The sequence below is a fragment of the Paenibacillus sp. FSL P4-0176 genome (genome assembly GCF_037975265.1).
GTDB lineage: Bacteria > Bacillota > Bacilli > Paenibacillales > Paenibacillaceae > Paenibacillus > Paenibacillus amylolyticus.
The window spans coordinates 2,469,046-2,484,016 of record NZ_CP150242.1 but is presented as its reverse complement, the minus strand read 5'-3'; the positions used below and the strand labels follow the sequence as shown (position 1 = coordinate 2,484,016).

At 45.8% G+C, this 14,971-nt stretch carries 12 protein-coding genes; 1 reads left to right on the top strand and 11 read right to left on the bottom strand.

Annotated elements, in window-relative coordinates; all coding sequences use genetic code 11:
• Nucleotides 1-9: 9 nt before the first annotated feature.
• From MKY95_RS11535 to MKY95_RS11505, 7 genes are all read right to left on the bottom strand, one after another.
• Nucleotides 10-1,764 (bottom strand): sensor histidine kinase, encoded by a 1,755-nt coding sequence (locus MKY95_RS11535; protein WP_339198800.1) that lies wholly within the window; start codon nucleotides 1,762-1,764, stop codon nucleotides 10-12.
• A gap of 300 nt (nucleotides 1,765-2,064) precedes the next feature.
• Nucleotides 2,065-2,763 (bottom strand): hypothetical protein, encoded by a 699-nt coding sequence (locus MKY95_RS11530; protein WP_339198798.1) that lies wholly within the window; start codon nucleotides 2,761-2,763, stop codon nucleotides 2,065-2,067.
• A gap of 182 nt (nucleotides 2,764-2,945) precedes the next feature.
• A complete protein-coding gene (locus MKY95_RS11525; RefSeq protein ID WP_036670216.1) occupies nucleotides 2,946-4,475 on the bottom strand; it encodes an ABC transporter substrate-binding protein in 1,530 nt (509 codons plus the stop codon).
• A 133-nt stretch (nucleotides 4,476-4,608) separates the two neighbouring features.
• The gene (locus tag MKY95_RS11520) at nucleotides 4,609-5,517 is read right to left on the bottom strand and encodes a carbohydrate ABC transporter permease (protein WP_017689303.1); all 909 of its coding nucleotides are present in this window, start codon (nucleotides 5,515-5,517) and stop codon (nucleotides 4,609-4,611) included.
• Nucleotides 5,518-5,534: 17 nt separating this feature from the next.
• A complete protein-coding gene (locus MKY95_RS11515; protein WP_036670214.1) occupies nucleotides 5,535-6,521 on the bottom strand; it encodes an ABC transporter permease subunit in 987 nt (328 codons plus the stop codon).
• A gap of 180 nt (nucleotides 6,522-6,701) precedes the next feature.
• Nucleotides 6,702-8,315 carry a helix-turn-helix domain-containing protein gene (locus MKY95_RS11510; protein ID WP_076318456.1) on the bottom strand — a complete coding sequence of 538 codons (1,614 nt, stop codon included), beginning with the start codon at nucleotides 8,313-8,315 and terminating at the stop codon, nucleotides 6,702-6,704.
• A complete protein-coding gene (locus MKY95_RS11505; RefSeq protein ID WP_076249870.1) occupies nucleotides 8,290-10,089 on the bottom strand; it encodes a sensor histidine kinase in 1,800 nt (599 codons plus the stop codon). Before MKY95_RS11505 ends, MKY95_RS11510 begins: the two co-directional genes overlap by 26 nt.
• Nucleotides 10,090-10,486: 397 nt before the next feature.
• On the opposite strand from MKY95_RS11505, the gene MKY95_RS11500 reads away from it, so the two are divergent.
• Nucleotides 10,487-11,929, top strand: a complete 1,443-nt coding sequence (locus MKY95_RS11500; protein ID WP_339198794.1) for a hypothetical protein — start codon at nucleotides 10,487-10,489, stop codon at nucleotides 11,927-11,929.
• A gap of 184 nt (nucleotides 11,930-12,113) precedes the next feature.
• Here MKY95_RS11500 and MKY95_RS11495 read toward each other — a convergent pair whose 3' ends face one another.
• The 4 genes from MKY95_RS11495 to MKY95_RS11480 all read right to left on the bottom strand — a co-directional run bounded on the left by MKY95_RS11495 (nucleotide 12,114) and on the right by MKY95_RS11480 (nucleotide 14,931).
• The gene (locus MKY95_RS11495; protein ID WP_339198791.1) at nucleotides 12,114-12,695 is read right to left on the bottom strand and encodes a DUF4269 domain-containing protein; all 582 of its coding nucleotides are present in this window, start codon (nucleotides 12,693-12,695) and stop codon (nucleotides 12,114-12,116) included.
• Between the two features lie 20 nt (nucleotides 12,696-12,715).
• Nucleotides 12,716-12,922 carry a YwbE family protein gene (locus MKY95_RS11490; RefSeq protein ID WP_026081155.1) on the bottom strand — a complete coding sequence of 69 codons (207 nt, stop codon included), beginning with the start codon at nucleotides 12,920-12,922 and terminating at the stop codon, nucleotides 12,716-12,718.
• 215 nt (nucleotides 12,923-13,137) lie between these two features.
• Nucleotides 13,138-13,926, bottom strand: coding sequence for a polysaccharide deacetylase family protein (locus MKY95_RS11485; RefSeq protein WP_051449686.1), 789 nt, complete (start codon nucleotides 13,924-13,926; stop codon nucleotides 13,138-13,140).
• 66 nt (nucleotides 13,927-13,992) lie between these two features.
• Nucleotides 13,993-14,931, bottom strand: a complete 939-nt coding sequence (locus MKY95_RS11480) for an aldo/keto reductase (protein WP_339198788.1) — start codon at nucleotides 14,929-14,931, stop codon at nucleotides 13,993-13,995.
• Nucleotides 14,932-14,971 lie beyond the last annotated feature (40 nt).

Here is a 14,971-nt window from a genome sequence, read left to right as displayed (position 1 = left end):
TCCAAGTGCTTATCCTTCATTCTCCAGAAGAAACTCCTGTTCGGCAGGCCATGACAGCGTTACGCGTAATCCACCAAGTTCCGATTCCGTTACACCCAGCCCTGCCTGCTCCCCATATCGAAGCTGGAGTCTCTGATTCACATTCCACAGGCCACAGCCCATCTCCTGATCCATCGTTCCCCTGAGCTTATTCAGAAGCGCCTCACGTGCCTCCTGCGTCATGCCTTGCCCATCATCTTCAACGACAAGAACCATGACACCGCCCTGTTTTTCCCCGGATACTCTTATTTCTCCGGCCTCCGCGTCCGCTTCGATACCGTGAATCACCGCATTCTCCACTAGTGGTTGTACGATGAGTGGCGGTACCTCCTGTCTTAACATTTCATCAGACAGATCAATCTTGTAATGAATGCGGTCCATACGCATCCGTTGGATCTCCAGATAACAGCTGACAAATTCAATTTCTTCTGTCAACGGTACCACGTCCCGCTCCTGTCTTGTTGTATACCGATAATATCGCGATAGATTATGCGACATCGCTACAACAGCGTCCATACGCTTGAGTTTCGCCATACTTGTAATGAAGGAGAAACAATTATAGAAAAAGTGCGGGTTAATCTGCGATTGCAGCTGCTTCAACCGAGCTTCACGTACATGAATCTGTTCCAGGTAAACGTGTTCAAATAACTGCTGGATCTGCTCCACCATCAAGTTGAAACGTTCGGACAGGAAACTGAATTCATTGCGGCCCTTTGGCGTAATCCTCACTGAATAATCTTCCTGCTTCAATCGCTGGAACCCACGAATGAGTTGTTTCACTGGCACCTGCACCTGAACATAGAACAAATACGCCACACCAAAACTCATTAACAACAAACAAATCATGGAAGAATAGAACAGCATATTGGATTGGTGAATGGGCTTCAGAATATCTGACAGGGGCATGTAGTCCACCAAATACCAGCCTGTTGTACTGGATTTCACCGTGTTGACCATATATGGCTCGTTCCCGATCACTACTGTACGATTATCAACGTCCTGAAGTTTATGGATGGACAGTTCTTCCATCAACTGATTCGTTAATGAACGATCTGAAGTCCGGTTATAGATAACACCCGATTCTTCACGGAAATAGAAGGGGTCATGCCTGCCATCGTCTTTGAATTTGTCGAGCATATCCCGGATGTTGTCACTATCAAACTCCAGTTTAATAATCGTTTCTGCATTATTAGCCGGGTCTTTAATACCGTATGGAGATACCGTAATCCAGCTAAACATGAACCGATCATCTTCCCCATCCTGAATTTTGCGTACATCCCAGCCGGAAATAATATTTTCCCTTAGCGCTTCTTTATCGTAAGAACGTGCGTCCCTTTCGGAAACCACCCTGCCCAACGAAGGAGAATACAGATATAATTTCGTGGCCCAATTGGATGAGCTTTCCTGAATACTCAGCTTATTCTGAATACGTTTGACCAGGTTGATCGCATCCAGATCAAAGTAGTTACTGTCCGCATAGATTCGCCGGAAGCTGCCAATATCAGGATCATGTATGAGCAGATTCGGCCATGAGGATAACAGTTCGATGTGTGTGTTCACTTGATTTTGGAAAAATTCAAGCTGGTTACTATTCGATCGATTCAACTCATCTCTGAGAACAGCTGTTGTTTTGTGATTGGAGTACCAGTACAAAAGCACTACAGGAATCAGCATAATCAGAATAAGAATGACCATTTTGGAAAACAGGTTTGTCCGATATGACATTTTTTCATCTCACCTTGTCTTAATTTGTCGTGACATTAATTGTAATGATGTAAGCGCTAAAGACAAACTATTATTTTTGAGACAAACCTATTCATTATCTAGCGTAAGCGTTACCAATTCAAGGGGAAAGGAGATAAAACCAATATTTCTGCACTAAATGCAACTTCCACGCACAAAAAGAGCCAGCGATTAGCCAGCTCTCTATCTAATTTCAGTATATATCTTTAATCGTTCTATTCAACTTTAACTTTATTCCACTTCTGTTTATGTAATTATTCTTTTTTTCTATGAAAATATCAACTATGGAATATCATAATCAAATACCGTATTCGCTCCATCCACGCCTACATCCAGCACAATATCCATAAGTTTCCCATTGACGAACAGAGGGGATTCCGCTTTCCCGTAAAACTCCAACTTACCTGTAAAAGTTCCTCGGCGTTCAATCTCAACATGTACGGGCCTTAATTGGACAGACTGCAAAGCTTCCAATAGTGGATCGTCCTTAAACTTATAACTGCGTGCGAGATCAGGCAATAACACGGCGGATACGGAATCTCTGCCGTAATTTTTGAGTGTCAGGTCACAGGTTGCTCGGGTCTCACCCGTTTTCAGCACGTTAAAGGTACAAGAGCTTGCATTCTGTACATAGGATACCGCATTAATGCCTGAAGCTCCCCACTTGGCTACATACATGAATTTATCTGTCATGTACGAATAACTGAGAACGATAGCGATAACTACGATCCATAACCCCTTTGCAAGACCGGGGAATGATTTTCCAATCTCTTTGCGAGTAAGGTAGAATCCACACGCGAATATCCCCAATCCGAGGAAAAGTGTGATATGAACTCCACTCAAGTAAGATGTAGTATACGGTGATATACCTATTGCTGACAGCATGGTATCTCCAACAGAAAAACCAAGATGATGGTTACATGTAAAGATAATAGCAAATAGCAATAAAGCCCCTGAGAACACAAGTCTGGTTCTCGACACACGAACACCCCCTAATCAACCACCTTATTATATCATATTTTTCCTATTTATGATTAACAATCCAAATCAAAAAAACAACAATAAAAAGAACGTCTTCGGTTGTTCACCGAAAACGTCCTCCATTTTCACCGCTGACAAGAGCTTGTAATAACACAGGTCTCTCTGTCATGGCTGACGATCATTTATTGCTTAGCCAAGAATGCATCGAGTTGTTCCTGTTTGGCTGCAATAATTTTATCGATTCCCGCTGCTTTCAATTTCTCCAGATATTTCGGAATCATCTCATTTGGATCAACTGCGCCCGATGTCATACCCGGCTTGAACTGTTTGTTCACGTTGTTGACCGCAGCAATTTCATTTTTGACAGATTGGCTGTTGAACGTAAAGCCCAGTGCTGGCGACTTCACACCTTTGGCGTTAAACTCTTTGAACTTCTCCCATTTCTGTGGATCTTCATTATCCCAGAGGAAGTTCAGGAATTGGTTACCCAGTTGCCATTGTGCACCTGGATTGTAGGTACGACTGTTGGCATCTACGCCATCAGGGAGAGCAATGATATTATCCTGTCCGTCTTTTTTCACATAATGTGTACCTTCAATTCCGAAGTTTAACAAGTTGTTAATTTCCTTGTCGGAATGCAGCAGGTTAATGACCTGCATCGCTTTCTCCGGTTGCTCGGAAGAACGGGAGATTGCAAGCATCGCTCCAGACGCATCACCCGTCGTGATTGTTGGCTGTGTCATCTCAATCTGAGTGAGTGGGAAACCCACATACCCTTCTTCTTCTTTATCCTTGCCTGGCTTCATGCCATCTGTCCAGAGAAACGCTTTTCCAGCCTTCGCCTGGTCTTTCGGGAACACATTAGAAGTAGCAGCATCACTGTTGATATATCCCGCTTGATACCACTTGCGAGCGAGTTCAGCTGCTTCTTTGAATTCTGGGGTCTCCACTTCATTCAGCACCGTTGTTCCGCCTGCTGTTTTGGAGATGACTCCAGGTACGGAAGCATCACCGAGATAATCCCAATCCAGATTCTCTAACAGCCCGTTACCGTTGGTATTGGACATATAGAATGGTGTAATGGCTGGCTCGTTTTCCTTGATTGTTTTGAGAAGTGGCTCCAGATCAGCCCAAGTTTTTACAGCTGTCAGGTCCAGCTTATACTTGTCAGCCAGATCTTTACGTACCAACACACCACGTGTGGCAGCGAGTTCCTTATTCGTAGGAACGCCGTAATTCACACCGTCCACCTGGGAACCTTCCAGGAAGGCAGGGTCCAGGTTTTTCTTAATATCCTGACCATGTGCATCAAGCAGATCATTCAAGGGCAAGAATGCGCCTTTAGCTACATTCACCGTGTAGTTCTGCCAAGCCGCTGTGAAGATAATATCTGATTTTTCACCTGAGGAAATCATGAGATTCAGCTTGTTATCCCACTGTCCCCAGTCAATTGCATTGATCTTAAGCGTGGCTCCGATCTTTGGTTCCATCTTTTTGTTAATCTCGGCTTCCACCAGAGCGACATCCTTCTGTGGTGTCCCTGGGTAGAACAGTGTCACTTCATAGGGTTTGCCCCCACCTTCACTTGCTCCTCCGCCTTCTGCGCCAGGTGTTGTTGTTCCACCCTTGTCTGATGAGCAAGCAGCCAGCACCAGGCTCAGCGCCATAACCGTTGCCATCATGCGTGACCATACCTTTAATGATCTAACCAATTGAACCCCTCCTGTCATGTGTTGAACCATACAACCGAATTCCCCAATTCACAAATAAACCGATAACTACTTCTGTATATGCCCTTTCAGTCCATCTTCATTTACCTTGCCCACCCCGCTAACCGGTTCAGAGTTATCCCTTCACAGCGCCAACCGTAAGACCTTTGATGAAATAACGCTGGAAGAACGGATATGCCAGTACAATTGGACCAATACCGACTACAGCCATCGCCATTTGCAGAGTTTTGTTAGGCAGATTCAGCAATCCACCCTGCGACGAAATCTGTGAAGAGACGTTGGAGTTGGTTGTTAAATATTGAATATCGAGCAGCGTCCGGTACATAAGGTACTGAAGGCTGATCGTCCGGTTATCTGATATAAAAATCATGCTAAGGTACCAGTCATTCCAGTAATTCAATGTACTGAACAACGCAACGGTTGCCATTACGGGAAGAGAGAGCGGAAGCACGATACGTGCAAACGTTCTCAATTCTCCCGCACCATCAATCCGAGCCGATTCCAGAATAGACACCGGAATGGAGTTCGCGAAGAATGTACGCATGACCAGTACAAAGAATGGGGATAGCAGTAGCGGCATAATGAGTGCCAGTAGGGAGTTTTTCAGATCCAATACGTTGACATAGACCAGGTACCAAGGTACCAGCCCCCCATTGAACAACATTGTGAAGAAGATGAAAAAGGCGAACCAGCCCCGGTAAGGCAGATCTCTCCGTGAGAGCGGATACGCATACAATGCGGTCAGCGCAACACTTGTAATGGTACCTACAACGGTAACGATAAAGGATATACCATACGAGTGAATGATCTGATCCATATCTCTGAACAGAAACTCATAAGCCGTCAGGCTGAATTTCTCTGGAATAAGCTTATATCCATTGGCAATTACTGTTGTCTCGTCCGAAAATGAGATGGCGAAGACAAGCAGGATCGGCACGATACAGGCAATGGCATAGAATAGAAACATCGCATGAATAACGGATGCGGAACGCTTCGATACGGCTAGTGGATCACGTGATTTCACAGCTGACTTGCCTCCTCTCAAAATAATGCATTATCTTTATCTATTCGCCTTACGATGGTATTGGATACAAGAACCAGCACAAATCCAACGATTGCTTGGTATAGACCGGCTGCTGATGACATCCCGATATCTCCACCGATAAGGAACGTACGATATACGTAGGTATCCAGTACATTCGTTACAGGGAACAGCGCCCCCGATTCCAATGGAACCTGGTAGAACAGACTGAAGTCTGCATAGAATATACGGCCAATTTGCAATAATGTCATAATGACGATTAATGGGACGAGAAACGGAATGGTGATGAAGCGTATCTGATGCCATTTGGTTGCGCCATCGAGCACAGCTGCTTCATAATATTCTTCATCGATACCCACGACAGCTGCCAGATAAATGACCGCATAATATCCAATATTCTTCCATGTGTTCACCAGTGGCAAAATATACGGCCAATACTTCGGCTCTGAATACCAGTCGATCGGCTGACCGCCGAACATCTGCAGAACCGTTGAGTTCATGAAGCCTGAATCCTTGCCCAGGAAAGCCAGTACCAGATAACTGACCACAATCATGGACAGGAAATACGGTAATAACATAAGTGATTGATATAACTTGGACATTGCCTTGTTCTTCACTTCATTGAGCAGAATAGCAAGCCCGACACCTACTAAGAGATTTAGTGCAATAAACACCGTGTTATACGCGAGTGTATTTCGGGTAATTTCCCATGCATCACTGGTTGAGAACAAATATTTAAAATTGTCCCATCCACTCCATGGGCTACCCCAAATACCATCAGCATAGTTTACATTTTTGAATGCGATCAGAACGCCGAACATCGGCATATAGTTGTTCACCAGCAGAAACAGGACACCTGGCAAGAACATGAGATACAGCACCTTGAATTTGCCAAGATTGTGCCACACAGACTTGCGCTTTCGGACTGTTTCTCCCGGTATTTCCGATATCCGTACTCCCTTACCCGCCTGGGGTTGTGTCTTCATAACTTGTTCTCCCTCACTCCTCTTGAATTCTTCCTCAGGATGAAGCTCCGTTGCGGCTCCTGTGGTTCAAGTATACGGCGGGGCGAGTAAGACCTCTATCTGCTGTGGTGACCTGTTGACTTATCAAATTATGACTTTAGTACCAAAAAAAACAAAAGACGCAGCATGCTGCGCCCTGAACTATACGGTACGTGACTGTTTTCGAAACTCCTGTGGCGTTATACCCGTGCACTTTTTGAACATTTTGGTGAAATGCGAGTAATTGTAGTACCCCACCTTGCCAGCGATATCCGTCACTTTGACGGTGGACTGGGACAACAATGTCTTCGCTTTGGCTACTCTGCCCTGCAGAATAAACTCAGATAGGGACATCCCCTTCTCTTTCCGAAACAGACGTGATAGATAAGCGGGATTGAATCCGGCAAAAGCTGCAAGTTCCTCTCGCATAAGTTCTTCACCAATATGAGTTTCAATATAAACGCACAACTGATCCACAATGGTCATAGGGCTATGATCGTCCGGGTACAACACCGGGATAACACGATCAATCAGATCAGCCGTCCACTGCTTCAACTGCGGCAACGACCTTGTCACCATACTCTCCTCCGGCTCCCGTTCACCCGGATACAGACTGCGTATTGACACGTTTTTCTGATGAAGCAGCGGATAGACCACATGCAGCATGGCATGATAGTAGAGATGCAGCATTTCAGGAGATAAACCCTCTTGGGCAGCAAGCAACTCAAAAATCTCATCCACACGTTCTCGCAAATCCCCTACTTTACCTGTCTCAAAAAGAATAGATAATTCCGAAAACCATGGAATAGGCAAAAAGCGATCTTCCTGATCTCTTCCCCGCTCATCATAGACAAAAACTTCTTCAAGCTCCTTAATATTGCGCCGCTCCATATCCATCAGTTCATTTAACATGCCTTGCAGCTCAGTCACAGCAACCGGGGCACCAACATAACAGGACAACCGACAGTAGAAATACGTACCACATTCCTGAATATATCCCTGACAACGTTGTGCCACTTCGCTCGCACTCGGAATGATGCCATCTTGCTCATAAGCAAGCACAATATTTAATCCACTTTGATCCTGAAACACCTCACCGGGCTTGTCGCTAAGCAGCATCTCTTTGGCTGCATTACGAAGGGCATATTCCAATACCTCTTCGTCACGCAAATCAAAATCACGCACCCATTCCTCTACTGAGATCACAATAGGTAACACACGAGCATGCGGATCAATCTCGGCACCATACAGTTCTGCGAGCTCTTGCAACCGTTGTTCGGTTAACGTGATACGCTGAGAGATGGCATCTTTCCAGAAGCGTTCCGTCAGTAGCGGTTTATGGGTTTTCCAGCGTTTGTATACGGTCTCATAAACTTCGTTGGTACGGGTACGCTGCTCTCCATCCTTGATCTTCTCCACCGCCTGGGTTACTACCTTAATCAATTGATCCGCTGGAGCCGGCTTCAACACATAATCAAAGCTGTTTAGCTTAATGGCTGTCTGAGCATAATCGAATAAAGCATGCCCTGTCAGGAAAATGGTCATTATACCTGGATCATGTTTTAACACCCAACTTTGCAGGTCAAGCCCTGTTTCACCAGGCATCTCGATATCACAGATCATGATATCAATAGCATTAGCCTTTAAAATCTTTCTTGCCTCTTCGGCATCACCAGCACTGTATACCTGGTCAATGCCTGCTGCTTGCCAATCGACTCCTTCCACCATCGCTTGTAATGCATACACTTCATCATCCACGATCAACAGGTTCCGCATAGGCTCCCCCTTCTTCCTCTTCGGTCTGAGCGGGTAAATCAATGATGACTTTGGCGCCATGATCCACCTCATTGCCAAACTGCAAACTGGCTTGATCACCATACTTCACTAAAAGCCGATGAGCCACGTTCCATATACCGATATGCTGTCCACTCGGATCTTCAGCGTATTGTCCATGTTGCAGACGCCCCAACAATTCCTCTTCAAATCCAACACCATTGTCCACAATCATCAGTTGAAGCACCGTCCCATCGACCTGACCGGATGACTTCTCACCGAGGCGCGCCACGATCCGAATGACAAATGCTTGTGTCCGGCGCTGAAATCCATGAATAATGGCATTCTCCACAAAAGGCTGAATGGTTAATGGCGGAATCACATAATGTCCCAGATTCGGCTCAACATCCAGTTCAAAATCGAATCTGCTTGGAAACCTCAGCTTTTGAATTTCTAAGTAATGACGAATGTGCTCGAGCTCTTCATCCAGACGAATAACACGTTTGCCTGCACGCAGACTGAATCGAAAATAATCGGCCAGATGACCAGCCATCTGCTGCACCAACTCATGTTTTTGCAAGGAAGCCAGACTATGAATAATATTGAGTGAATTCAGGTAAAAGTGAGGATTGATCTGCATCTGCAGTTGTTTGAACTCTGCCTCCCGCGTCCGCAACTGTTCCTCATACACATCAATCTTCAGATGCCTGATCTCACTGGTCATTTGATTGAAACTTCGTGTCATAAATTCAAGCTCCGACGAAGATGGCGGGTCCAGCTTCACATCGAGATCTCCACGGCTGACCCTTCTCATGCCTCGGATTAACGCGTTCATCGGGCGGAATAACAGATGCCGCAAAAAGATCAGTGCAGTAACCAGAATTACTGCCGCACCAATGGGAAGCAGACGAATGATCTGCTGGAAAAACGGGAGGTTACGCATCATGTCTTCCTCAGGCAGCAGCACGATATAATTCATCTGTGACATGGCCGAGGCAGTACCCAACATCAAATATTGACGTGCTTCTCCCTTGTTCACAACTTCAGAGATCACCTGATACGGATTCTTCAGGCCGGGAAGATGCGCTGCAGCCAGCTGAATCTGTGCAGTATTTAATGTGGAATCCGATAGTGCCCCACCGTCTGTTCCAACAATGACTGCGCCTCCCCGATCTCCGGATTCAGTGAATTGTTGTGTATGATTCAGTGCATTCATATCAACAAGTGCACCTGCATAGAACTGCTGGTTGATTCGCACCGTTTTCACCAGCGCATTCCACGTCCCGCCACGCACGATGCTCCATTCCGGCTTCTGAATATCCCCTTCCAATTGCTGCATCTGGACTGGCATACTCTCCTGCACAACCGACTTTTTGACATCATAATTGCCTGAAGTCGCGAGCAGCAAATCATCATTCACGGCATCATATAGAAAAAAAGAATCGATTAGATTATAAAAACCGATATCTGTCATGAATTTGTTCATAATCCGTTGCTTTGCAATGATATAATCACCGCTGCCGTATTTCAGAAAAAACAGAGAGATAATATCCGGGTCCCGCTCGCCCAGACTATATAAATACCGATTCGTCTCCTGTAACACACGTTCATTCTGCTCCACACTCTTGGCGAGATGATTCATATTGGTGAGGGATACTTTGTCACGTACAACTTTCATGGCGTAGACGTTGTTGTAATAAAGCAGCATGAATAATGGCAGCATGATCAATGTAAGACCCACTATAAATTTAAAACGAAGTGAACGGATAAAGCTCATGGATTATGGATTCCCGCCCTTTTAGAGGTAGTTCAAAGAGTCCGCTGTACTGAAAACCAGACTTTTTGAACGCACACTTTATTTCAACATAGTTTTTCTATTTTCTTCCTTATGATGGCATGTTTATTGTAATCACCCCTGCTTGCCATTGTCTATGGGGTCCCGTGACCTTCACATATCAATTCTGGTGACTTCCATCCGCTCCAATTTCAAAAGTAACAAGCTTCATGTAGTAATAAATTCTCCAGTTGTAAAAAAAATCCTTCATTATTACTCAGAAGCTTCTCCCTAAAATAAATGCTGCGGCAAGCCCCGGACTCCACGAACGCCCGATCTTGACATGCATACGATATATCACTCCTCGGGTTAGTCACCAGGATGTAGGGAGGCCTGTTCGATGAATATTCAACTCACTGCGTTACACTATGTCTATCTGGCATTTATCGTCTTGATTATTGCGGTAATGATCCGGCGCAGGGATACTACCATCATCTGTGTCGCGGGTATTATGACCATTGGACTTCTGGCAACCGAAACCTTAAGCGGGTCAGTTGCCGGGATCTTCAGCAGTTTTATCTATGCAACAAAAGAATTGCTGAGTACGATCTTTATCATCTCGATTATTGTGGCGATGAGCCGTGTTCTAATCAGAACAGGCATTAATGAGGTCATGGTAACACCCGTTACAAGGTTTATCCGTTCTCCTCAGGTCGCTTATTGGGGTATCGGATTGATCATGATGGTAGTATCACTATTTTTCTGGCCATCCCCGGCCGTAGCACTCGTTGGTGCAGTACTGCTTCCTGTAGCCGTGCGTGTAGGTCTTCCTCCGATTGGAGCTGCTATTGCGATGAACCTGTTTGGACATGGGATTGCACTGTCGGGAGATTACATTATTCAGGGGGCTCCCAAACTTACAGCTGATGCGGCGGGTATACCAGTCACTTCCGTCATGACGGCCAGCATTCCTTTGGTCATTGTCATGGGCACAGTATCTACACTTACGGCCTTCTGGATGCTGCGCAAAGAGATGAAATCAGGTTCACCTGTTCATTCCCCAAACGTTATATCAGGTACCGTGAGCACGGAACCTTCTTCTTCATCAGAGGCTGTGTCCACCTCCCTACCCACTAATCAGCCTGTTCAACGTCAAGCCATGTCACCCCGTCTGCAAAAGGCGTTTGCTCTGCTTATCCCTCTGTTATTCGCAGTTGATGTGATTCTGATGTTTGTATTGAAATTGCAAGGCGGCGATGCAACAGCTTTGATTGGCGGAACCGCTGTGGTTATACTGATCGCCGTTACCCTTGCCGCACATCGTCATGCCGGCCCAGAGGAAACGACCAATTATTTAATAGAAGGATTTCAGTTTGGTTTCAAGGTGTTTGGACCGGTTATTCCTATAGCCGCATTTTTTTATCTGGGAGATGCTGCAATTACGGAGTTGTTCATCAACCCTCTTCCTGAAGGTTCACACGGGATCGTGAATGATCTCGGGGTCGCGCTTGCTGGACTGGTACCATTAAATGATACGGTGGGCGCCATTACAATGACGGTAACCGGAGCAGTGACCGGAATGGATGGTTCGGGGTTCTCGGGGATATCCCTGGTTGGCTCGATTGCGTCCATGTTTGCAGGTTCGGCAGATTCCGCACCTGTGCTGACAGCATTAGGTCAGGTTGCAGCCATATGGGTAGGTGGCGGAACCTTGATTCCATGGGCATTGATTCCCGCTGCTGCAATCTGCGGAGTCAATCCTTTTGAACTTGCAAGACGCAATCTGAAGCCTGTACTGCTGGGACTCACGGTAACAACAATTGTAGCCATCTTTCTGATCTGACCAAAGGTTAATTCCACTGACACTACGATGACAGAAGCACCTTCCAATCGCTGTTATTCCCAGATTTTTTTGATCCCCTTTCTCAAGGGGAAATCCGGTAATAAAGGCGAACGCTTCGCTTTTTCAGGTTCTTTCTGTCCTCTCCGTTATCGTGTAAATGATTAGTTCATCTCAAATAGACATTTTAAAAAGACGTGCGCGAACGCGCCCAGTTCCAGAGATCTTCACGTTTCATCTCTGCCAGATGCAGCATGTCCACATATGGATCTCCCTGTAGTCCAAGTACAGAAGCAAAAGCAGGCTCCGTCTTCCAACCTGCCTGTTTCAGTCTGCGGATCTCACGGTGTCCCGCGTCTCCCCACAGTTGCAACAATCTCCACTCTACGATCATATGTAAGTATGCATTCTGCCTGTAAACTGGCACGGATTGGGCAAAAATCTCCACAGGCCAATGTCCCACTTGCAAATTACAAGTCACATAAGGACGTTGGTCTGGAAGATCCCCACCACGTAAACATTGAAATTCAGCAACGGCTCCGATTCGATTGTATATCTCGGCTTCAAACACATCCAGATTCTCTGCATAACACAGCAGATCCAGATCACTGCCCGGAATATCAATATCAATTGGTACCGTTCCTGCTGGATATGGGTGATAGTCAGCTAATATATCGAGCAATCCACTGCTCTGTAACATATGATATGCGTCCTGCTGACGTGTATTACCCGATGCCAGATGTGCCATTACTTCTGCGGTAGTACTCATCTCCCCTCCTTGGACCACAGTTAGTTCGAGCCTCCTGTAATGACCTGTTTCACACGTCCTACTTGACCACTCGTCAGTCGTACTTTGATTCCGTGTGGATGCGTAGGTGACTTGGTTAACAGATCCTTCACAATGCCACGTGTCAGCTTACCTGTAGCTTGATCCTGCTTCAGCACAATGTCCACTTCCAGACCTGGCTTAATATTTACACGTTGTTGTCCATTCATTATGTTCACTCTCCTCTATGTCGTAATTCATACCATGTATACTATATAACCCTTAAACTCAAAGCTCCATCTATTGTAGACGTTTTGGTTTCAAAACAAAAGGGACACGGCAATAACCTCCTACGCCTGATTCCCTGGTTGATATGAAGACCAAGATAAAGAAACCGCAGGTCTCTTCATCTGAGACCTGCGGTTTCTAATTGGATTAGCCATGTTCAGGGCTGCACATGCTTCAAAATAGATGAAGGCGAAGTTCCATCCTTCGCGGCTTCGCGTGCCTTTACAGCAAGTAGCTCAGACACCGTAACGAATTGGTACCCCTGCTGCTGTAACTTCGGCAGGATCGTTTTGAGTGCTGCTACCGTATGCGACTTGCCTTCCACCTTATCGTGAAAAAGTACAATATCCCCATTACGTGCGTTCTTCAACACTTTGTTAACGATAGCCGATACACCTGGAGAAGCCCAGTCCCGTGTATCCTGATGCCAAGACCAGAGTACAATGGTATACCCTTTTTGTTTGGCAGCCTGGATGACCATGTCATTGTAATAGCCGCCCGGTGGTCTGAACAACAGGGGACGCTCCGCGCCAGCTTTAATGATGGAACTTTCCGCTTCGTTCATATCCTTCATGTACTTGTCCGCACGTGTTGATCGAACTGCATACGTGTGCGCATACGTATGGTTGGCGATTTCATGCCCTTCGAGCTGTTCCTGCTTAATCAGTTTAGGAAATTTATCTGCCCATTTGCCAAGTACAAAAAAAGTTCCTTTAGCATGATACTGCTGTAACAAAGCCAGGATCTGCGGAGTCTGAATCGGATCTGGTCCATCATCAAAGGTAAGGGCGATGAGTTTATCCTGTGTGGGAACTTCCCACACAATCTCTCCTCGTTCCTCATAATACTGACGGTTCTTCTGTACAGGCTTCGCATAGGCAGAACTGCTACCCAGCAAAATAATTAGCGTGAACATTCCGATGACTCGGGCTGCCTTCAGGTTCATGTGGTGTCCTCACTTTGTCTTCATACGTAAACTCCCTGTTAGCATTTCCCGATTCACCCGAACTCATTAACGAAAGATCTGATCCACGACTGCAATTTCCTCAGCAGTTAATTCCACATTTAATGTTTGCAGATTGTTAATGACCTGCTCTGGTCGCTTGGCACCCGGAATCAATGCATCAATAGAAGGCTGAGTCAGGTACCAGGCCAGAACCAGATGAGCGACCTCAACATCCTTGGATTGTGCTATGCTGCGCAGTTGTTCAACTTTATCGAGATTTTCAATGAAAGCTTCACCTGTAAACAGCGGGTTCTTTGCCCGTCCATCCTGAAAGGTTGTATCACGATTATATTTCCCGCCCAGCAGTCCCGCTGCCAGAGGGAAGTAAGGAACAAAAGAAATGTTATGCTCAGCCGTATACGGCAACAGCTCTTTCTCCGCATCTCTTTTGAACAGATTATATTCAGATTGCAGAACGTCTACATGCCCGTCCTTGTTGGCTTCACGCAACTGATCAATGGAGAAATTAGATACGCCAATGGCACGAATTTTGCCAGCGTCTTTTAATTGTTTTAACGAATCTACCGCTTCATCCTTAGGTGTATGTTCATCCGGAAAGTGGATGTAGAACAGATCAATGTAATCGGTTTGCAGACGTTTCAACGCCTCATCCACGGCTGTTTTCAGAAAAGCAGGTGAGTTATCTATGACAATTTTGCCATCCACTAATTTATGAGCTGCCTTGGTTGCAATGATGGTATTCTGCCGCTGACCAGTTTCCTTCAGTACTTCACCAATCAGTCGTTCGGAATGCTCCGGTCCATAGATGTATGCCGTATCCAAAAAGTTAATACCTTGTTTCAAAGCTGTACGAACCACTTCCTTACCCGTCTCATCATTCAGCATGTCCGGATAGATATTATGTCCGCCTACTGCATTCGCACCCAGTCCAATGGGATTCACGATCAGATCCGTCTTGCCCAACCGAATTTGTTGTTCTGCCATGTCTCATCTCTCCTTCACTGATCGAATAAGTACAATTTAG